Origin of the sequence: Actinophytocola sp., from assembly GCF_045807065.1 — a bacterium.
GTDB lineage: Bacteria > Actinomycetota > Actinomycetes > Mycobacteriales > Pseudonocardiaceae > Actinophytocola.
This window is the reverse complement of sequence record NZ_JBJMIE010000207.1, coordinates 13,633-29,194: the sequence shown is the minus strand read 5'-3', so window position 1 is coordinate 29,194 and position 15,562 is coordinate 13,633. Positions and strand designations below refer to the sequence as shown.

The following is a 15,562-nucleotide window of genomic DNA, read 5'->3' as shown; positions in this document are numbered from 1 at the left end:
GCCGCGAACGGCACCAGGATGAAGATGTACACCCCCAGCTGGACATAGTTGTTGCGGCGACCCACGGTGATCGGCTTCGGACCCTTACTGGGTGGCGCCGCGCCGCCTGATGTCTCGTCGAGGGTTGTCGTCATCTAGCCACCCCGTCTTCCTCGCATTACTTAGGCTTGCCTCGCCTACGGAACCGTAACTTGTGGGTCCCAATGAACCAGGCAAGGCGCCAGTATCGCCACTCCAGTGATCCGCGTCACACCCATTTGGACGCGCTTGCCTCCTATCGGCGGGTACCACTGCCACCGCGCAAGCATGCATGCCACGATGTTGAACCGTGGGTGACGAACCATCGCCCGCGATCCGCCGTGGTGTAAAGGCAGCACCTCAGATTTTGGTTCTGATGGTCCAGGTTCGATCCCTGGCGGCGGAGCTGCTCGTGCCCAGGCGAGCAGCAGCTCAAAAAAGCGTGAAGGTGGACGGCCACGTGGATGGCGGACGGGACGATCTCGTCGCGTTGGACGAACGCTCTGACGCGTGGTTGGTCGGCCGTTCCAGAGAGCTGCTCGCGATCACCCAGGCGGGTGAACGTATCGACCTCGGCCGCCACATCGACGAGATGGACCGCCTGCTCGCCCAGGCCCGCCAGCGCGGCGAGGCCAGGATGGTCGCCCAGCTGCTGCGTGCCGCGACCGCCATCCGCGTCGTCGACCAGACCACCGCCGAGGCCGCCAGCGACATGGTCGAGGAGTTCCTCGACCACGCCAAGCGCCACGACCTGCTGGTGCTGCAGGCCGACGCGCACGCGCTGCGCGGCCTGCGCCTGCTGCTCATCGGCCGCGAGGACGACGCGCTGACCGAGGTCGCGGTCGGCCTCGCCATGCTCGTCGACAACATCGCGCCCGACCTGCAGTTCGGCAGCCGCGCGTGGCACGTGCTCATGGCCTCCACGCTCATGGACCTCGGCACCGTGCTCGGCCAGCTCGGCGTGTACGAGACCGCCGACCAGGTGATGAGGAAGGCCAACCGGCACATCCGCAACGGCGCCGGCTCGCACGACATCTCCGTGCACCTGCTCACCCGCACCCGCCTGCAGCTCGGCTGGGCGCTGCGGCTCGAACGCGCCGGCGAGGCCACCTCGGCCAACGAGCACTTCGCGGAGGCGGCAGCCATGGCCGAGGCCATCGAGCTGCCGTTCCGCGAGTCGCTGTTCCGCCGCAAACCGGACAGGTCGGCCGCCGAGCAGGTCCCGGTCATCGGCGCGGCGCACGCGCTCGCCAACCCCTCCGCCGACCACCTCGAACGGCTCATCGGCCTGCTGGAGCTGGCCCCGCCGCGCGAGCTGATCTTCATCGGGATCGCGGTCGCCCGCTGCCTCGAGGACTCGGGGATGGTCGAGGAGGCCCTGGAGACCATCTCCGCGGTGCAGAAGCGCATGCACAGCACACCGTCGGAGCAGGGCCTGTACCTGTGCCTGATCCGCGAGTTCGCGCGGCTGTCCGCGTCCGGGCCGGACGAGGGCGGCGAGCGGACCACCTCGGCGCTGCAGCTCTACGTCACCGAGCTGGAGGCGCAGCTGTCCGACGACCGGCAGTCGCGCAAGGCCATCCTCGACACCCGGCGTGAGCACGAGCGGCTGTCCCGCCGGCACGGCACGGTCGCGCGCCAGGCCCTCCAGGACCCGCTCACCGGCCTGCCGAACCGGCGTGCCCTGGACGAGCGGCTGGCGGAGCTGGCCGCCCAGATCGGCGAGAAGCCGCTGGCGATCGCGCTGGTCGACCTCGACGGCTTCAAGCGCGTCAACGACCGCATGTCCCACGCGGACGGCGACGAGGTGCTGCGGGTGATCGCCAACACGGTCCGCGACACGCTGCGCGGCTCGGACATGGTCGCCCGGTACGGCGGCGACGAGTTCATCGTGCTGCTGCCCGGCGCGCCACTGCAGCCGGCGGCCGCCGCGCTGCGCCGTGCCGCCGACGCGGTGGCCGGACTCCCGGACAACCAGTCCCACGGCGTCACGCTCTCGGTCGGTGTCGTGTCGCTGCGGCAGGGCGAGACCGCCGCCCGGGCCCTCGCCCGCGCCGACGCGGCCATGTACCAGGCGAAGCGCGCCGGCGGCAACGACGTGGTGGCCATCTCCGACGAGGAGCCGACCGAAGACGAACCGGCGGAGCACACCCCCGCCCACGCCCTCCCGGACCCGACGCCCTGACCGGCGCGTTCGAGACGGTGAACATCCCGAACGCGCCGTCCCGGGCACTACCGCGCCGGTCGGGGAGTGTCGGCGCGGCAACGTAGGATCGAATCCCCGGGGTCGGAGCACCTCCCCGGACGAAGATCGCGCCAAAGGGAGACGGCTGTGCCGGAGAGCCGTAGTGGGCTCGGTGAAGTCAGCACGATCATTCTCGCCGCCGGTGAGGGGACCAGGATGCGTTCCCGCACCCCGAAGGTCCTGCACCGGCTGGCCGGCCGCTCGCTCGTCGAGCACGCCGTCCGCGCCGCCGCCGGACTCGGCCCGGTCCGCATGGCCGTGGTCGTCGGCCACGGCCGGGACGCGGTCCGCGAGCACCTCGCCGAGGTCGAGAAGGGCGTCGACGCGACGATCACCGTCGCCGTGCAGGAGGAGCAGCACGGCACCGGGCACGCGGTCGGCTGCGCGCTGGAGGTCCTCGGCGACCTCGCGGGCACCGTCCTCGTCACCTACGGCGACGTGCCGCTGCTCGACACCGTCACGCTCTCCGGGCTGCTCGCCGAGCACGCGACCGCACGCAACGCGGTGACCGTTCTCACGGCGGACGTGGCGGACCCGCACGGCTACGGCCGCATCGTCCGCGACGCCGACGGCACGGTCGCCGAGATCGTCGAGCAGAAGGACGCCACGCCGGCGCAGGCGGCGATCACCGAGATCAACTCCGGGGTGTACGCGTTCGACGCGGCCGTCCTCGCCGACGCGCTGGGCCAGCTGTCCACCGACAACGCCCAGGGCGAGCAGTACCTCACCGACGTGCTCGCCATCGCCCGCGGCGACGGGCACCGGGTGGGCTCGTGGGCCTGCGCCGACCCCTGGCTGGTCGAGGGCGTCAACGACCGCGTCCAGCTGGCGACCCTGGGCGCCGAGCTGAACCGGCGCCTCACCGAGCACTGGATGCGCGCGGGCGTGACCATGGTCGACCCGTCGACGGTGTGGCTGGACGCGAGCGTCGAGCTGGCCCGTGACGTCGTGCTGGAGCCGAACGTGCAGCTCCGCGGCGCCACCACGGTCGCTGAGGGCGCGGTCGTCGGGCCGGACACCACGCTCACCGACGTGCGGATCGGCGCGGGCGCGAAGGTCGTCCGCACGCACGGCAGCGAGTCGACCATCGGCGACGGCGCGAACGTCGGCCCGTTCGCCTACCTGCGGCCGGGCACCGTGCTGCACGAGCGCGGCAAGATCGGCACGTTCGTCGAGGTCAAGAACTCCGAGATCGGCGAGGGCACCAAGGTCCCGCACCTGTCCTACGTGGGCGACGCCACCATCGGCGAGTACTCCAACATCGGCGCGGCCAGCGTGTTCGTCAACTACGACGGGGTCACCAAGCGGCGCACGGTCGTCGGGTCGCACGTGCGGACGGGTTCGGACAACATGTTCGTCGCGCCGGTCACGGTCGGCGACGGCGCCTACAGCGGCGCAGGGGCCGTGCTGCGCGAGGACGTGCCACCCGGCGCGCTCGCGGTGTCGGCCGGTGCCCAGCGCAACATCGAGGGCTGGGTGCTGCGCAAGCGGTCCGGCACGCCGGCGGCGGAGGCCGCCCAGCGTGCGCTCGGCTCGGCCGACTCGTCGGAGGTACAACCATGAACGCCAAGTCAGGGACGCCCAAGAAGCACCTCATGTTCTTCTCCGGTCGGGCGCATCCGGAGCTCGCCGAGGAGGTCGCGAAGCACCTCAACGTGTCGATCACCCCGCAGTCGGCGTACGACTTCGCCAACGGCGAGACGTTCGTCCGGTTCGAGGAGTCGGTGCGCGGCTGCGACGCGTTCGTCATCGAGAGCCACTGCGAGCCCATCAACCAGTGGGTCATGGAGCAGCTGATCATGGTGGACGCGCTGAAGCGGGCGTCGGCCAAGCGGATCACCGCGATCATGCCGTTCTACCCGTACGCGCGGCAGGACAAGAAGCACAAGGGCCGCGAGCCGATCTCCGCGCGCCTGATCGCGGACCTGTTCAAGACCGCGGGCGCGGACCGGATCATGACCGTGGACCTGCACACCGCACAGATCCAGGGCTTCTTCGACGGCCCGGTGGACCACCTGTTCGCGCAGACGCTGCTGTCGTCGTACGTGCGGGAGAGCTACGGCGCGAAGAACGTGACGGTCGTGTCGCCGGACGCGGGGCGCACGAAGCTGGCGGAGAAGTGGGCGGACGACCTCGGCGGCGTGCCGATCGCGTTCATCCACAAGACCCGTGACCCGTTGCGACCCAACGAGGTCGTCGCCAACCGGGTCGTCGGCGAGGTGCGCGGCCGGCTGTGCGTGGTGATCGACGACATGATCGACACCGGTGGCACGATCGCGAAGGCCGTCGAGCAGCTGATCGAGGAGGGCGCCGCTGACGTGGTCGTGGCCGCGTCCCACGGCGTGCTGTCCGGGCCGGCGCCGGAGCGGCTGTCGAAGTGCGGCGCGCGGGAGGTCGTGCTCATGAACACCCTCCCGATCCCGGACGACAAGCGCTTCCCGACGCTGACCGTGCTGTCCATCGCGCCGCTGCTCGCGCGTGCCATCCAGGAGGTCTTCGAGGACGGTTCGGTGACGAGCCTCTTCGACGGCAACGCCTGAGGTACGCAGGTCGGCGACGGCGTTCACGGTCCTCCGTCGCGCTCTGGTTGGTGGTGGCCGGGTGCACGGAAAACGTGAATCACTTCGCCGGGTAGGTCGTGCCCGGACCCCGATGCTCTTGCGGAAACGGGCAACGTAGACTATCGAGGTTGCCTCGGCGAGGGCAGGCGTCACGCCTGGCGTGATCGACGCGGCGGTGTTGCAGCCGCGCGCGCTCTCCTGTCGCCGCAGGCCACCCGCCGCCCCCAAGGTTTTTCGTGTAGCAAGGAGTGCACCACCGTGTCCGAGGTACGTCTCGCCGCCGAAGCCCGCACCGAGTTCGGCAAGGGCGCTGCGCGCCGCACCCGTCGCGCCGGCAAGATCCCCGCGGTGCTCTACGGCCACGGTTCCGACCCGAAGCACCTGGCTCTGCCGGCGCTCGAGTTCGCTCGCGTGGTCCGTGAGCACGGCCAGAACGCCGTGCTGACGCTGGAGATCGAAAGCTCGACAGAGCTGGCGCTCACCAAGACCGTCACCACGCACCCGATCAAGAACTACATCGAGCACGTCGACCTGCTGCTGGTCCAGCGCGGCGAGAAGGTCGCGGTCGAGGTGCCCATCGTCATCACCGGTGACGCCGTGCCCGGCACGCTCGTCACACAGGACCTGACCACCATCGAGGTGTCGGTCGAGGCGCTGCACATCCCCGAGCAGTTCGAGGTGTCCATCGAGGGCGCCGAGGCCGGCACGCAGATCACCGCCGCCGACGTCCCGCTGCCGGCCGGCGCGGAGCTGGTGACCGACGGCGAGGCGCTGGTCCTGGCGGTCAACGTGGCGCAGTCCGCGACGGGCGCCAGTGACGAGGGCGAGGGCGGCGAGTCCGCCGCCGAGTCCTCCGAGGACTGAGCATCGTCGACCGGGCGGTTCCCTTCGCTGGGAGCCGCCCGGTTAGCTTTTAGGGCATGACTTCCGCTGACGAGCCCGTGCTGGTTGTCGGCCTCGGCAACCCGGGGCCGCGCTATGCCGGCAACCGGCACAACGTGGGCTTCCTGGTCGCCGACGAGCTGGCGGCGAGGGTCGGCGGCAAGTTCAAGGCTCACAAGGGCGGCGCCGAGGTGCTGGAATGCCGCCTGGCCGGTCGCCGGGCCGTGCTCGCGAAGCCCCGCTCGTTCATGAACCTGTCCGGCGGCCCGGTGGTCGCGACCGCCCGCTTCTACAAGGTGACCCCCGCCGACCTGGTGGTCATCCACGACGAGCTGGACCTCCCGTACCCGGCGGTGCGCCTGAAGCTCGGCGGCGGTGAGAACGGTCACAACGGTCTACGCTCGATTTCCAAATCCCTCGGCACACGCGACTACCTCCGAGTACGGTTCGGCATCGGGCGGCCGCCGGGCCGGATGGACCCGGCAGACTTCGTGCTCCGGGACTTCTCGGCGACGGAACGCAAGGACCTGGCCGTCAACGTCGACCACTGCGCCGACGCGGTGGAGGCGCTGGTGGGCAAGGGCCTGGAGGCGGCGCAGAACCTCTTCCACGCACGGTAGGAGTGGGCTTGTGGACGTCATTCCCTTAACCCCGGTGGTGGTCGACTGCGTGACGTTCGACCGCGCACCCCTGGGCAGGCGCGGCTACAACGAGGACCAGGTCGACGACTTCCTCGACCGCGTGCAGGCAACGCTGGAAGGCAAGGACAACCTGACGGCGGAGGACGTCCGCAACGTCGAGTTCGACTCGGCCCCCTTCATCCGCCGCGGCTACCACGAGGACCAGGTGGACGAGTTCCTGGACCTGGTGGTGGAGGAACTGGAACGCCGAAGAGGCAAGTTCCCGTTGGCGCCCGTGGTCCCGCAGTCACCCCCACCGGCCGCGGTGGAACAGACGGCCCCGATCTTCTTCGTACAAGCGCCCTCGCTGCCCGCCCACGGCACGCGGCCCCTGAAGCGGGAGGCGGCCTCCGGCCCCCCGAAATCCAGCGTACCGACACCCACCGACAATCCTGTCGTCCCTGTCGTCCCTGTCCCTGTCGTCCCTGTCCCTGTCGTCCCTGTCCCTGTCGTCCCTGTCCCTGTCGTCCCTGTCCCTGTCGTCCCTGTCCCTGTCGTCGCGCGTCCGCCCGCCGCCACGCCGGCCACCACGAACGGAAAGTCCGCGACGCCGCCCGGCGCTCCCACCGCCGCACCGCCAACGGCACCGGCGTCGGAACCCACAGCCGAACCTCCACAGCCGACAACGCCCGCGACAGCCTCCCCGCGCCCGCCCTCGGCGAATCCGGCCACCCCGCCTCCAACGGCAACGGCAACGGCAGCGCCTGCGCCTGCGCCTGCGCCAGCGCCTGCGCCAGCGCCTGCGCCTGCGTCGGCGCCTGCGCCCATCCCGTCGAGCCCCAAAGCGGCTGCGGCCCCAACCGCACCCGCAGGCCCTACCGCCGAGGCGCCCCAGCCCACACCAGTGAAACCGCCGACCAGAGCAGCGGCCACACCAACCCCACCTGCCCCGGCGAAGCCGACCGTCGACGTGACGCGCCCGAAGGCACCGGCTTCCGGTGGGGACACGACCGTCCCAACAGCACCCGAGGCCGAACCCACGCACTCAGGCCCCTTGGAAGTGCCGACGACCATCTCACCCGGCACCACCACATCACACGCGGTGCCAACCTTCTTCGACGAACCTGACGACGCTCACCCATCAACGCCAGACCCGACCATCACCGCACAGGCCGCAGCGTCAGCCCCCTCAACCGAACCCGCTTCGCCTCCCGCGGCGACGCCGGACGCCGATGCGGTAGCGCCTCCCCCACCGGACCGCGCGATGGACAGGCCCACGGCAGCGTCGCGTGGGCCTCAGGGATCGACCGAGCCGGAGGGGTGGCGGAACCCGGACCACCTCGTCCTGCCGCTTCCTCCTGCCGCACCTGGCGAGCGGGGCTATCGAGCCGCGGACGTGGAGCGGCTCATGAAGGTTGTCCTCGCCGCGCTCGGGGAGCTCGACGCTGCTGCCGGTGTCGATGAGGTGGCCAAGGTCGAGCTTTCCCGCACCTCCGCTGGGCAGGGGTATCACGTTGAAGCTGTCGACGCCGTTCGGCAGGCGTGGATCGAGGAACTAATGCGACGCGCCCGTTGAGCAGTCGCGGTAGCCGGCGCGGTGAAGAGCCCCGGGACGGCGCGCGTTGAAGAAGGTCACGGCGATACGCCGTTGAAGAATCGCGGCGGCCCGCACGCTGAGCAGTCCCAGCGGTACGCATGTTGAAGAGCCGGGCGGCGCGCGTTCAGAAATCGCGGCGATAGGTCCGTTGAGGAGTCGCTGCGGTTGGCTTGTTGAGGAGTCGCGGCGGCGCGCTTGTTGGGGCTTGGCGCGCCGCCGGCTGGCCCGGGTGTGTTATGACGCTGCGGCTTTGATGGACTCGGCCAGTTGTTCGCCGGCCGCTGCGCGGCGGAGTTTGCCCGACGGGGTCTTGGGCAGGGTTCCTGGTGGGAGGACCAGTACCGCGGACGGGCGGGCGTTCACCGCTTCGAAGACTCTTGCGCCTATGTCCTTGCGGAGCGTCTTCACTTTTTCCGCGTCGTCGGCGAATCTGGATTCGGCTACTACCGCGAAGCGTTCGCGGCGGGTGCCCGCGTCCAGGCGGACCGCTACGGCGTTGCCGGCGCGGACGCCCTCCACGGAGGTCGCCGCGCGTTCTATGTCCGTCGGGTAGATGTTGCGGCCGGCCAGGATGATCACGTCTTTCGCGCGGCCGCAGATGACGATCTCGCCGTCCACTGTGTAGCCGAGGTCGCCGGTGGCGAGCCAGCCCTCGTCGTCCTGTGTCGCCAGTGGGCCGTCCACGGTGAAATAACCCGGGGTTACCGACTCGCCCCTCACCTGGATCTCACCCACCTCGCGGGGGCCGCGCACCGAGCCGTCCGTTGTCGACACGATCCTTGCCTCGAAGCCGTCCAGGGGTGGACCCAGGATGGCGAACGTGCGGCGGTCGGCCTCCGGCGTGTCGGCGGCCACCGGTGTGGCTCGGTTCTCGGCCTCCAGCGCCACGGCGTCGACGTTGTCCAGGCGCAGGCCGATCATCGGGCGGGCGAAGGAGATCGCGAGTGTGCCCTCCGCCATGCCGTAGGCCGGGAAGACGCATTCCGCGGGCATACCGAAGCGGGCACCCGCCTTCACGAACGCCGCCACGGCCTTCTCATCGACTGGTTCCGCGCCGTTCAGGGCGATCCGCAGCGTGGACAGGTCGTACTCGTCGTCGTTGTCCACGCCGGACAGGCGGCGGCCGAGCAGCGCGTACGCGAAGTTCGGCGCGGCGGTGATGGTGCCGCCGTGGTCGGAGATCAGCTTCGCCCACAGCAGCGGCGCGGTCAGGAAGTCGACCGGCGTCACCTTGACCAGCTCGATGCCGAACGTCATCGGCGTCGTGTAGAAGCCGACCATGCCCATGTCGTGGAACATCGGCAGCCACGACACCATGATGTCGTTCCCCGGGTCCAGCTCGGCCCGGCGTCCCATGGCCGTGATGTTCGCCAGCAGGTTGCCGTGGGTGATGCGCACGGCCTTCGGGTCGGCGGTGGATCCGCTGGTGAGCTGCAGCAGAGCGGGCGCGTCCTCGTCGACCTCGACGAACGTCTCCAGCGGCTTCCCGGAGCCGAGGTCGTTCACCAGGCGGTAGCCGATGCCGTGCTCGTCGAGCACCGGCCCGAGCTGGTCGAACGGCTCGCCGAGCAGCACCAGCTTGGAGCCGATCATGTTCAGCACCCGCACGGTGTCCTCGGCCCACAGCGCCAGGTCGGAGCGCGGCGTCGGCTGGTGCAGCATCGTCACACTGCCGCCCGCGAGCCACACCGCCTGCACGGCCGGTCCGATCGCGACAGGTGCCGCGGCCAGCACGGCCACCGCGTCGCCGGGTGCCAACCCGTCGCCGACCAGCCCGCCCGCGACCGCCTTGGCCTGCTCGTGTACCTGTGCCCAGGTGGTGCGCACCGGGTTGCCGGGCTCCCCCGTGGTGACACCGCGGTCACTGGCCTTCGCCGTGGCGACCACCCTGTCGACGAAACGACTCATGCACCAAGCCTAATCGGCGCTACTCCGCGACGTCCGCCACGTCCAGCCAACGTTGTTCGACAGTTGACTTGTCGGCAAGCAACGCACGCAGCTCGGCGTCCAGCTCCAGCAGCCGACCGGCGTCGGTGGCGGCCTCGGCCAGCGCCTCGTGCAGCTCCGTCTCCCGCCTGGTCAGCTTGTCGAGCTGCCGCTCCAGCCGCGCCAACTCCTTCTGCGCGGCACGGCGTTCCGTCGCGGTCGACCTCGTCGGCTCCGCCGCCGGTCTGGTCGGCGCCGGCGCCGGGACGCGAGCGACGTCACGGCGCGCCAGGTACTCCTCGATGCCGCCGGGCAGGTCGGTGATCCGCCCGTCACCGAGCAGCGCGACCACCGTGTCGCACACGCGCTCCACCAGGTACCGGTCGTGCGAGACGACGACCAGCGTGCCCGGCCACGAGTCGAGCAGGTCCTCCAGCTGCTGCAACGTGTCGATGTCGAGGTCGTTCGTCGGCTCGTCGAGCAGCAGGACGTTCGGCTCGGCCATGAGCAGGCGCGCGAGCTGCAGCCGCCGCCGCTCGCCACCGGACAGGTCGCCGACCGGCGTCCACTGGCGCGCGGCCGGGAACCCGAACCGCTCCGCCAGCTGCGACGCGGACATCTCCTGCTTGCCGAGTGTCACCCGCCGCGCGATCTCCTCGAGCGCCTCGAGCACGCGCAGCGACTCGGGCAGGTCGTGCAGCTCCTGGGTCAGGTACGCCATCCGCACGGTCTGGCCCTGCACCCGCCGGCCGGTCACCGGCTCGGTCTCGCCGGCCAGCAGCCGGAGCAGCGTGGTCTTGCCCGAGCCGTTGACCCCGACGAGCCCGACGCGGTCGCCCGGCCCGATGCGCCACGTCTGCCGCTCGACCAGGTTCCTGTCCCCGACCCGCAGCGTGACGTCCTCGAGCTCCAGCACGGTCCGCCCGAGCCGCCGCTTGGCGAACGCCAGCAGCTCGACGGAGTCGCGCGGCGGCGGCACGTCGGAGATCAGCGCCTCGGCCGCCTCGACGCGGAAGCGGGGCTTGGACGTCCGCGCCTGCGGACCGCGCCGCAGCCACGCCAGCTCCTTGCGCGCGAGGTTGCGCCGCTTCTCCTCGACGGTCGCCGCGAGCCGGGCACGCTCGGCCCGCGCGAACACCCAGTCGGCATAGCCGCCCTCGTACTGCTCGACCCTGCCGCCGACGACCTCCCACGTGCGGGTGCAGACGGTGTCCAGGAACCAGCGGTCGTGGGTGACCACGACCAGCGCGGTGCCGCGGGCCAGCAGGTGGTCGGCCAGCCACTGCACGCCCTCCACGTCCAGGTGGTTGGTCGGCTCGTCCAGGATCAGCAGGTCGAGCTCCTGCACGAGCGCGGCCGCCAGCGCGACGCGACGCCGCTCACCGCCGGACATGTCTCCCACCGGCGCGTCCATCCCGAGGGCCGTGATGCCCAACCCGTCGAGGATCGACCGCGCACGGGGGTCCGCCGCCCACTCGTGCTCCGCCGTGAAGCCGAGCGGGTCCAGCACCGCGTTGCGCACCGTCGCGCCCTCCGGCAGTTCGGTCCGCTGGGTGACGACGGCCTGCCGCAGGTCGCGAACCCGGCTCACTCGCCCGCTGTCCGCCGGCTCGATCCCGGCCATGACCTCGAGCAGCGTGGTCTTACCGCCGCCGTTCAGCCCGACGACGCCGATCCGGTCACCGCCGCCGACGCCGAGCGAGACACCGTCGAGCAGCGGCTTGACCCCATAGCTCTTGGCGACAGACTCGAGGTTGACCAGGTTGACCACGACACTGACGTTACCGAGCCTCGATAGGGTGGCCGCATGCGCCCGCAACCAGGTGAGGTGCTGCACTTCTCCGAGGACCCGAACATCGAGCGGTTCGAGCCCCACGTGGCGGCGACGGCTCAGTGGACGGAGCCGTACGTCTGGGCGGTGGACCCGGCCCGCTGCCCCGACTACTGGTTCCCACGCGACTGCCCACGCGCCATGGCATGGGTGACCGAGACGTCGACCCGCGCCGACCGCGAGCGAGTGCTGGGCCCTGGTGGCGGTGATCGCGTGCACGCGATCGAGTACAGCTGGCTGGAAGCCATGCGCACGATTAAGTTGTATGCGTATCGCCTGCCGGCGACCGATTTCTATCCGATTGGCACCCCCGTTCCGACTGCCCATGTGTCAACGAAAGCCGTGGATCCGCTTGGACCGCCGGAGGAAGTCGGCGATCTGCTGCGGCTGCACGAGGAATGCGGGATACAGCTGCGCGTCCTGAACAACTTGTGGCCTTTCTGGGATGCCGTGGTGAGCACGACTCTGGGGTTCAGCGGAATCCGGTTGAGGAACGCGAAACCGAGGCCGTGAGTGGCCTCCGGGAACCACGTTATTCGGTGGCGGTGGAGTCGGCCGGCGCGCGAAGGCGATCTGTGGACAACTGTATGACCTGTGGACAACTCGCCCGTTGTTGATCTTGAGAGCCGTTTTTGTCGGTGCTGGGCGGTAGAATGGGACCGGGGCCGGCCCCCGGGATGGGTGGGGGCTGTCTCAACCACTGTGGCGCGATTTCGGCGATTCGCGTGTGGAGTGTCCGCGCACCCTTGACGCGGGTGCAGGGGGCCGCCCGGGTGTAGGCGTGCTGGGCTTTTGGGGATAGCTCGTGTTCTGAAGAGGGAGTTGTCAGGGCGCGCGGGTGGCCGCCGAGGTCGACGTCCGGGTGTGGGGCGGCCTGTTCAGGCGTGGACTTGCGGTGGGGCCGACCTCGGCTCGTCGTCGCCTACTACCCGGGCGCCTGGGACCGGGCCGTGTACCACGCGGACTGTTCGGCAGACGCCCGCGCCGGACAGTTCGGCCGCCACGCGCAGGGCGTCGTCGGCGCCGGCGCACAGGAAGGCACACGTCGGGCCCGAGCCGGACACCGTGCCGGCCAAGGCGCCTGCCGCTACGCCCGCGCGCAGGGTTCGTCGCAGGCCAGGACGTAGTGAGACCGCCGCCGCCTGCAGGTCGTTGCCCAGCAGCGGGGCGAGCTCACGTGCATCGCCGGCTGCCAGGGCCTCCAGGACCGGCTCAACGGGACCCACGCGGGGCGGCTCGCCCTCGGCACGCAGGCGGTCCAGTTCGCCGTACACCTTCGGGGTCGCCAGGCCGCCGCGTGCGAAGGCCAGGACCCAGTGGAACGTGTGCCGGGACAGGAACGGCACGATCGACTCGCCCCGGCCGGTGCCCAGGGCGGTGCCGCCATGCAGCATGAACGGCACGTCGCTGCCCAGGTTGGCCGCTATCCCGGCCAGCTCGTCGCGGCCGACGTCCAGCTTCCACAGGTTCGCGAGACCCACCAGCGTCGCCGCGGCGTCGGCGCTGCCGCCGGCCATGCCGCCCGACACCGGGATGCCCTTGCGGATCAGCACCCGCACCTTCAGCTCACCGACGTCACGACCGACGTGGCGCGCCAGTTCCTCCACCGCGCGCCACGCCAGGTTCGCGCCGTTCGTGGGTACCGCGCCCTCGCCCTCGCCCTGGACCTCGACCCCCGGCTCGTCCGCGACCGCCACCGTGACCTCGTCGGTGAGCGACAGGGACTGGAACACGGTGGTCAGCTCGTGGAACCCGTCCTTGCGCAGGTCACCAACCGCGAGGTGCAGGTTCACCTTGGACGGAACCCGGACGGTCACCGGGCGGGGCACTACTGCGAGCACTCCACCAGCCTACGGGCAGGGCTCCGAGCGAAGCCTTGCGGAGCGGCCGTCGACGCCGACCCCGGCCGTCACGCGGCCGCCACACCCTGCGGTCCGGTCAGCGCACGCCGCACGAACGCACCCCGCTCGGCCAGCCACCCCAGCGCCGCGTCCACCCGGTCCGTGCCGTTCATGGCCAGGCGGAACCGGGCGACCGGCGTCTCACCGATCTTGGTCACGCCGCCGCCCGCCACGGTGATCTCGGTGCCGAACCGGCTCGCGGCCTCCGGCAGCAGCGCGCCGATCGACGCGAAGCCGACCAGCACGACGTCCGCGACGCCCTGCGCCTTCGTGTCGATGGCGGGCAGCACGGACCGGGCGACGCGGCTGTCCGGGTCACGCACCAGGTCGAACAGCCTGCCCTGCTCGACGATGCGCCCGTGCTCGAGCACCGCGACGTCGTCGGCGATCTTGCGCACCACGTTCGTGTCCGGGGTGACGACCAGCACGGTCGCACCCAGCTCGGCGCGGGCGCGGTCGAGGACGGCCAGCACACCGGCCGCGCCGGTGTCGTCCAGCTCGCCGGTCGGGTCGTCGGCCAGCACGACCGCCGGCTCGCCGACGAGTGCCCGCGCGATGGCGATGCGCTGGCGCTGCCCGGCGGTCAGCTGGTCGGGGTAGGTGGCGGCCTTGTCGGTGAGGCCGATCAGGTCGAGCAGCTTGCCGACCTTCGCGCGTCGCCGCGGACCGTCCATGCCGGCCTGCTCGAGCGGGAGCGCGATGTTGCCGGCGGCGGTGCGTTGCGGGAGGAGCGAGTCACCGGCCGGGACGACGCCGATGCGGGAGCGCGCGGCACGCAGGCTGCGCTGGTCGAGCGTGCCGGTGTTGAGGCCGTCCAGGCGGAAGACGCCGCTGTCGGGGCGCTCGCGAAGGGCCAGCACGCGGGTGAGGGTCGACTTGCCGGACCCCTTCGGGCCCACGACGCCGGCGATGACCCCCGCCGGCACGTCCAGGTTGACGTCTTCCAGCGCGACGACGGCGCCAGTTGTACTTCGGAACGACTTGGTCAGGTTCTCGACGGTGATCACGATGTGCTCCAGTCCAGGCTCGCGCGACGTCAGGGGCTCGCGCGTGTGGTGAGTGGCCCGCATCTCAGGGGCCGGGAATCGTCAGCTGGCTCGGATCGGGGTGACGAGCGCGACAAGGGCGCTCATTCCGCAAGCTCTGTTCAGCGACGACAGCCTGTGACCGTGCGACGGCACTGGTCGATTACCCGCCTGGTGGTGAGGATCTGCACCGTTCTCACTCCTCCATCGCTCCTGGCGGTAGCACCTGCCCCTCGGAGGGTGGTTGCTGCGGCGTCTTTGAGCCAGGTCTCTCAGCCGCTCGGGATGGATACCTCAAGTAGTACACCTGACAGACCCGTCATTTTGCAACCCGCCAAGCAGCAGATTAAGTCCTGATATTTGGCAGATCACATCCCTTACGACCGGGCCTTACCCGCCATTCGGGTGACGGCGGCGAAGTCACCAACGGTGAGTGTCTCGCCGCGAGCGGTCGGATCCACCCCTGCCCGGGTGAGGATCTCGGCGGCTCGGTCGGCGCCGCCCGCCCAGGTCGCGAGGGCAGCACGCAGGGTCTTGCGCCGCTGGGCGAAGGCCGCGTCCACCAGCTGGAACACGGCGTCGCGGTCGGCGTCGGGCGTGGGGCGGCGGGTGAGGAGGACGAGTGCGGAGTCGACGTTCGGGACGGGCCAGAAGACGCTGCGCGGCACGGTCGCGACGCGACGAGCCTCGGCGTACCAGGCGATCTTGACGCTGGGGATGCCGTAGGTCTTGCCGCCGGGGGCGGCGGCCATGCGGTCGGCGACCTCCGCCTGGACCATGACGAGGGCCTTCGTCATGGTGGGCAGCTCGGCGAGCAGGTGCAGGACGACCGGGACGGAGACGTTGTAGGGGAGGTTGGCGACGAGCGCGGTGGGGTAGGTGGGCTGGACCGCGAGGGATCTGCGGGCAGGAGCGGAAGAGGCCGAGGCGGAGGACGCGGTGGCGTGATCGGAGGA

The 15,562-nt window shown here is 70.7% G+C and carries 11 protein-coding genes, 1 tRNA gene, 2 pseudogenes and 1 riboswitch; of the genes and pseudogenes, 9 read left to right on the top strand and 5 right to left on the bottom strand.

Annotation, left to right across the window (positions count from 1 at the left end; all coding sequences use genetic code 11):
• The first annotated feature begins 353 nt into the window (after positions 1-353).
• The 8 genes and pseudogenes from ACJ73U_RS12145 to ACJ73U_RS12110 all read left to right on the top strand — a co-directional run bounded on the left by ACJ73U_RS12145 (position 354) and on the right by ACJ73U_RS12110 (position 7,902).
• Positions 354-424, top strand: a tRNA-Gln gene (locus ACJ73U_RS12145).
• Positions 395-2,203, top strand: coding sequence for a diguanylate cyclase (locus tag ACJ73U_RS12140; RefSeq protein ID WP_407777676.1), 1,809 nt, complete (start codon positions 395-397; stop codon positions 2,201-2,203). The genes ACJ73U_RS12145 and ACJ73U_RS12140 overlap by 30 nt, the downstream gene beginning before the upstream one ends.
• A 147-nt stretch (positions 2,204-2,350) precedes the next feature.
• Entirely contained in the window at positions 2,351-3,826 is a 1,476-nt protein-coding gene (glmU, locus tag ACJ73U_RS12135) for a bifunctional UDP-N-acetylglucosamine diphosphorylase/glucosamine-1-phosphate N-acetyltransferase GlmU (RefSeq protein WP_407777675.1), read from the top strand.
• Positions 3,823-4,803 (top strand): ribose-phosphate diphosphokinase, encoded by a 981-nt coding sequence (locus ACJ73U_RS12130; protein ID WP_407777674.1) that lies wholly within the window; start codon positions 3,823-3,825, stop codon positions 4,801-4,803. Before glmU ends, ACJ73U_RS12130 begins: the two co-directional genes overlap by 4 nt.
• A gap of 279 nt (positions 4,804-5,082) precedes the next feature.
• A complete protein-coding gene (locus ACJ73U_RS12125) occupies positions 5,083-5,688 on the top strand; it encodes a 50S ribosomal protein L25/general stress protein Ctc (RefSeq protein ID WP_407777673.1) in 606 nt (201 codons plus the stop codon).
• 56 nt (positions 5,689-5,744) lie between these two features.
• Positions 5,745-6,326, top strand: coding sequence for an aminoacyl-tRNA hydrolase (gene pth, locus ACJ73U_RS12120; protein WP_407777672.1), 582 nt, complete (start codon positions 5,745-5,747; stop codon positions 6,324-6,326).
• A gap of 10 nt (positions 6,327-6,336) precedes the next feature.
• A pseudogene (locus ACJ73U_RS12115) lies at positions 6,337-6,576 on the top strand (DivIVA domain-containing protein); the annotation flags it as partial.
• Positions 6,577-7,734: 1,158 nt separating this feature from the next.
• A complete protein-coding gene (locus ACJ73U_RS12110) occupies positions 7,735-7,902 on the top strand; it encodes a hypothetical protein (RefSeq protein WP_407777678.1) in 168 nt (55 codons plus the stop codon).
• A 255-nt stretch (positions 7,903-8,157) separates the two neighbouring features.
• Here the strand turns inward: ACJ73U_RS12110 and ACJ73U_RS12105 are convergent, their stop codons facing one another.
• Complete coding sequence (locus ACJ73U_RS12105; RefSeq protein ID WP_407777671.1) at positions 8,158-9,831, bottom strand: fatty acyl-AMP ligase; 1,674 nt, start codon at positions 9,829-9,831, stop codon at positions 8,158-8,160.
• Positions 9,832-9,850: 19 nt separating this feature from the next.
• Complete coding sequence (locus tag ACJ73U_RS12100; RefSeq protein ID WP_407777670.1) at positions 9,851-11,620, bottom strand: ATP-binding cassette domain-containing protein; 1,770 nt, start codon at positions 11,618-11,620, stop codon at positions 9,851-9,853.
• Positions 11,621-11,656: 36 nt separating this feature from the next.
• Here ACJ73U_RS12100 and ACJ73U_RS12095 point away from each other — a divergent pair, with 36 nt between their 5' ends.
• Positions 11,657-12,193 (top strand): DUF6886 family protein, encoded by a 537-nt coding sequence (locus ACJ73U_RS12095; protein WP_407777669.1) that lies wholly within the window; start codon positions 11,657-11,659, stop codon positions 12,191-12,193.
• Positions 12,194-12,558: 365 nt separating this feature from the next.
• On the opposite strand, the gene ACJ73U_RS12090 is transcribed toward ACJ73U_RS12095, so the two are convergent.
• The 3 genes and pseudogenes from ACJ73U_RS12090 to ACJ73U_RS12080 all read right to left on the bottom strand — a co-directional run.
• Complete coding sequence (locus tag ACJ73U_RS12090; protein WP_407777668.1) at positions 12,559-13,521, bottom strand: 4-(cytidine 5'-diphospho)-2-C-methyl-D-erythritol kinase; 963 nt, start codon at positions 13,519-13,521, stop codon at positions 12,559-12,561.
• Positions 13,522-13,589: 68 nt separating this feature from the next.
• On the bottom strand, positions 13,590-14,588 hold the full coding sequence (locus tag ACJ73U_RS12085; protein WP_407777667.1) for a methionine ABC transporter ATP-binding protein: 999 nt from the start codon (positions 14,586-14,588) through the stop codon (positions 13,590-13,592).
• A gap of 219 nt (positions 14,589-14,807) precedes the next feature.
• Positions 14,808-14,898: riboswitch (SAM riboswitch) on the bottom strand.
• 85 nt (positions 14,899-14,983) lie between these two features.
• Positions 14,984-15,490 (bottom strand): annotated as a pseudogene (locus ACJ73U_RS12080) (ribosomal RNA small subunit methyltransferase A); the annotation flags it as partial.
• Between the last annotated feature and the right edge of the window lie 72 nt (positions 15,491-15,562).

Bases quoted from the DNA above. Each gene is read 5' to 3' on its own strand.
- ACJ73U_RS12140 (WP_407777676.1), top strand. From the start codon at position 395: ATGGTCCAGGTTCGATCCCTGGCGGCGGAGCTGCTCGTGCCCAGGCGA.
- ACJ73U_RS12095 (WP_407777669.1), top strand. From the start codon at position 11,657: ATGCGCCCGCAACCAGGTGAGGTGCTGCACTTCTCCGAGGACCCGAAC.
- ACJ73U_RS12130 (WP_407777674.1), top strand. From the start codon at position 3,823: ATGAACGCCAAGTCAGGGACGCCCAAGAAGCACCTCATGTTCTTCTCC.
- ACJ73U_RS12105 (WP_407777671.1), bottom strand. From the start codon at position 9,831: ATGAGTCGTTTCGTCGACAGGGTGGTCGCCACGGCGAAGGCCAGTGAC.
- ACJ73U_RS12110 (WP_407777678.1), top strand. From the start codon at position 7,735: ATGAAGGTTGTCCTCGCCGCGCTCGGGGAGCTCGACGCTGCTGCCGGT.
- pth (WP_407777672.1), top strand. From the start codon at position 5,745: ATGACTTCCGCTGACGAGCCCGTGCTGGTTGTCGGCCTCGGCAACCCG.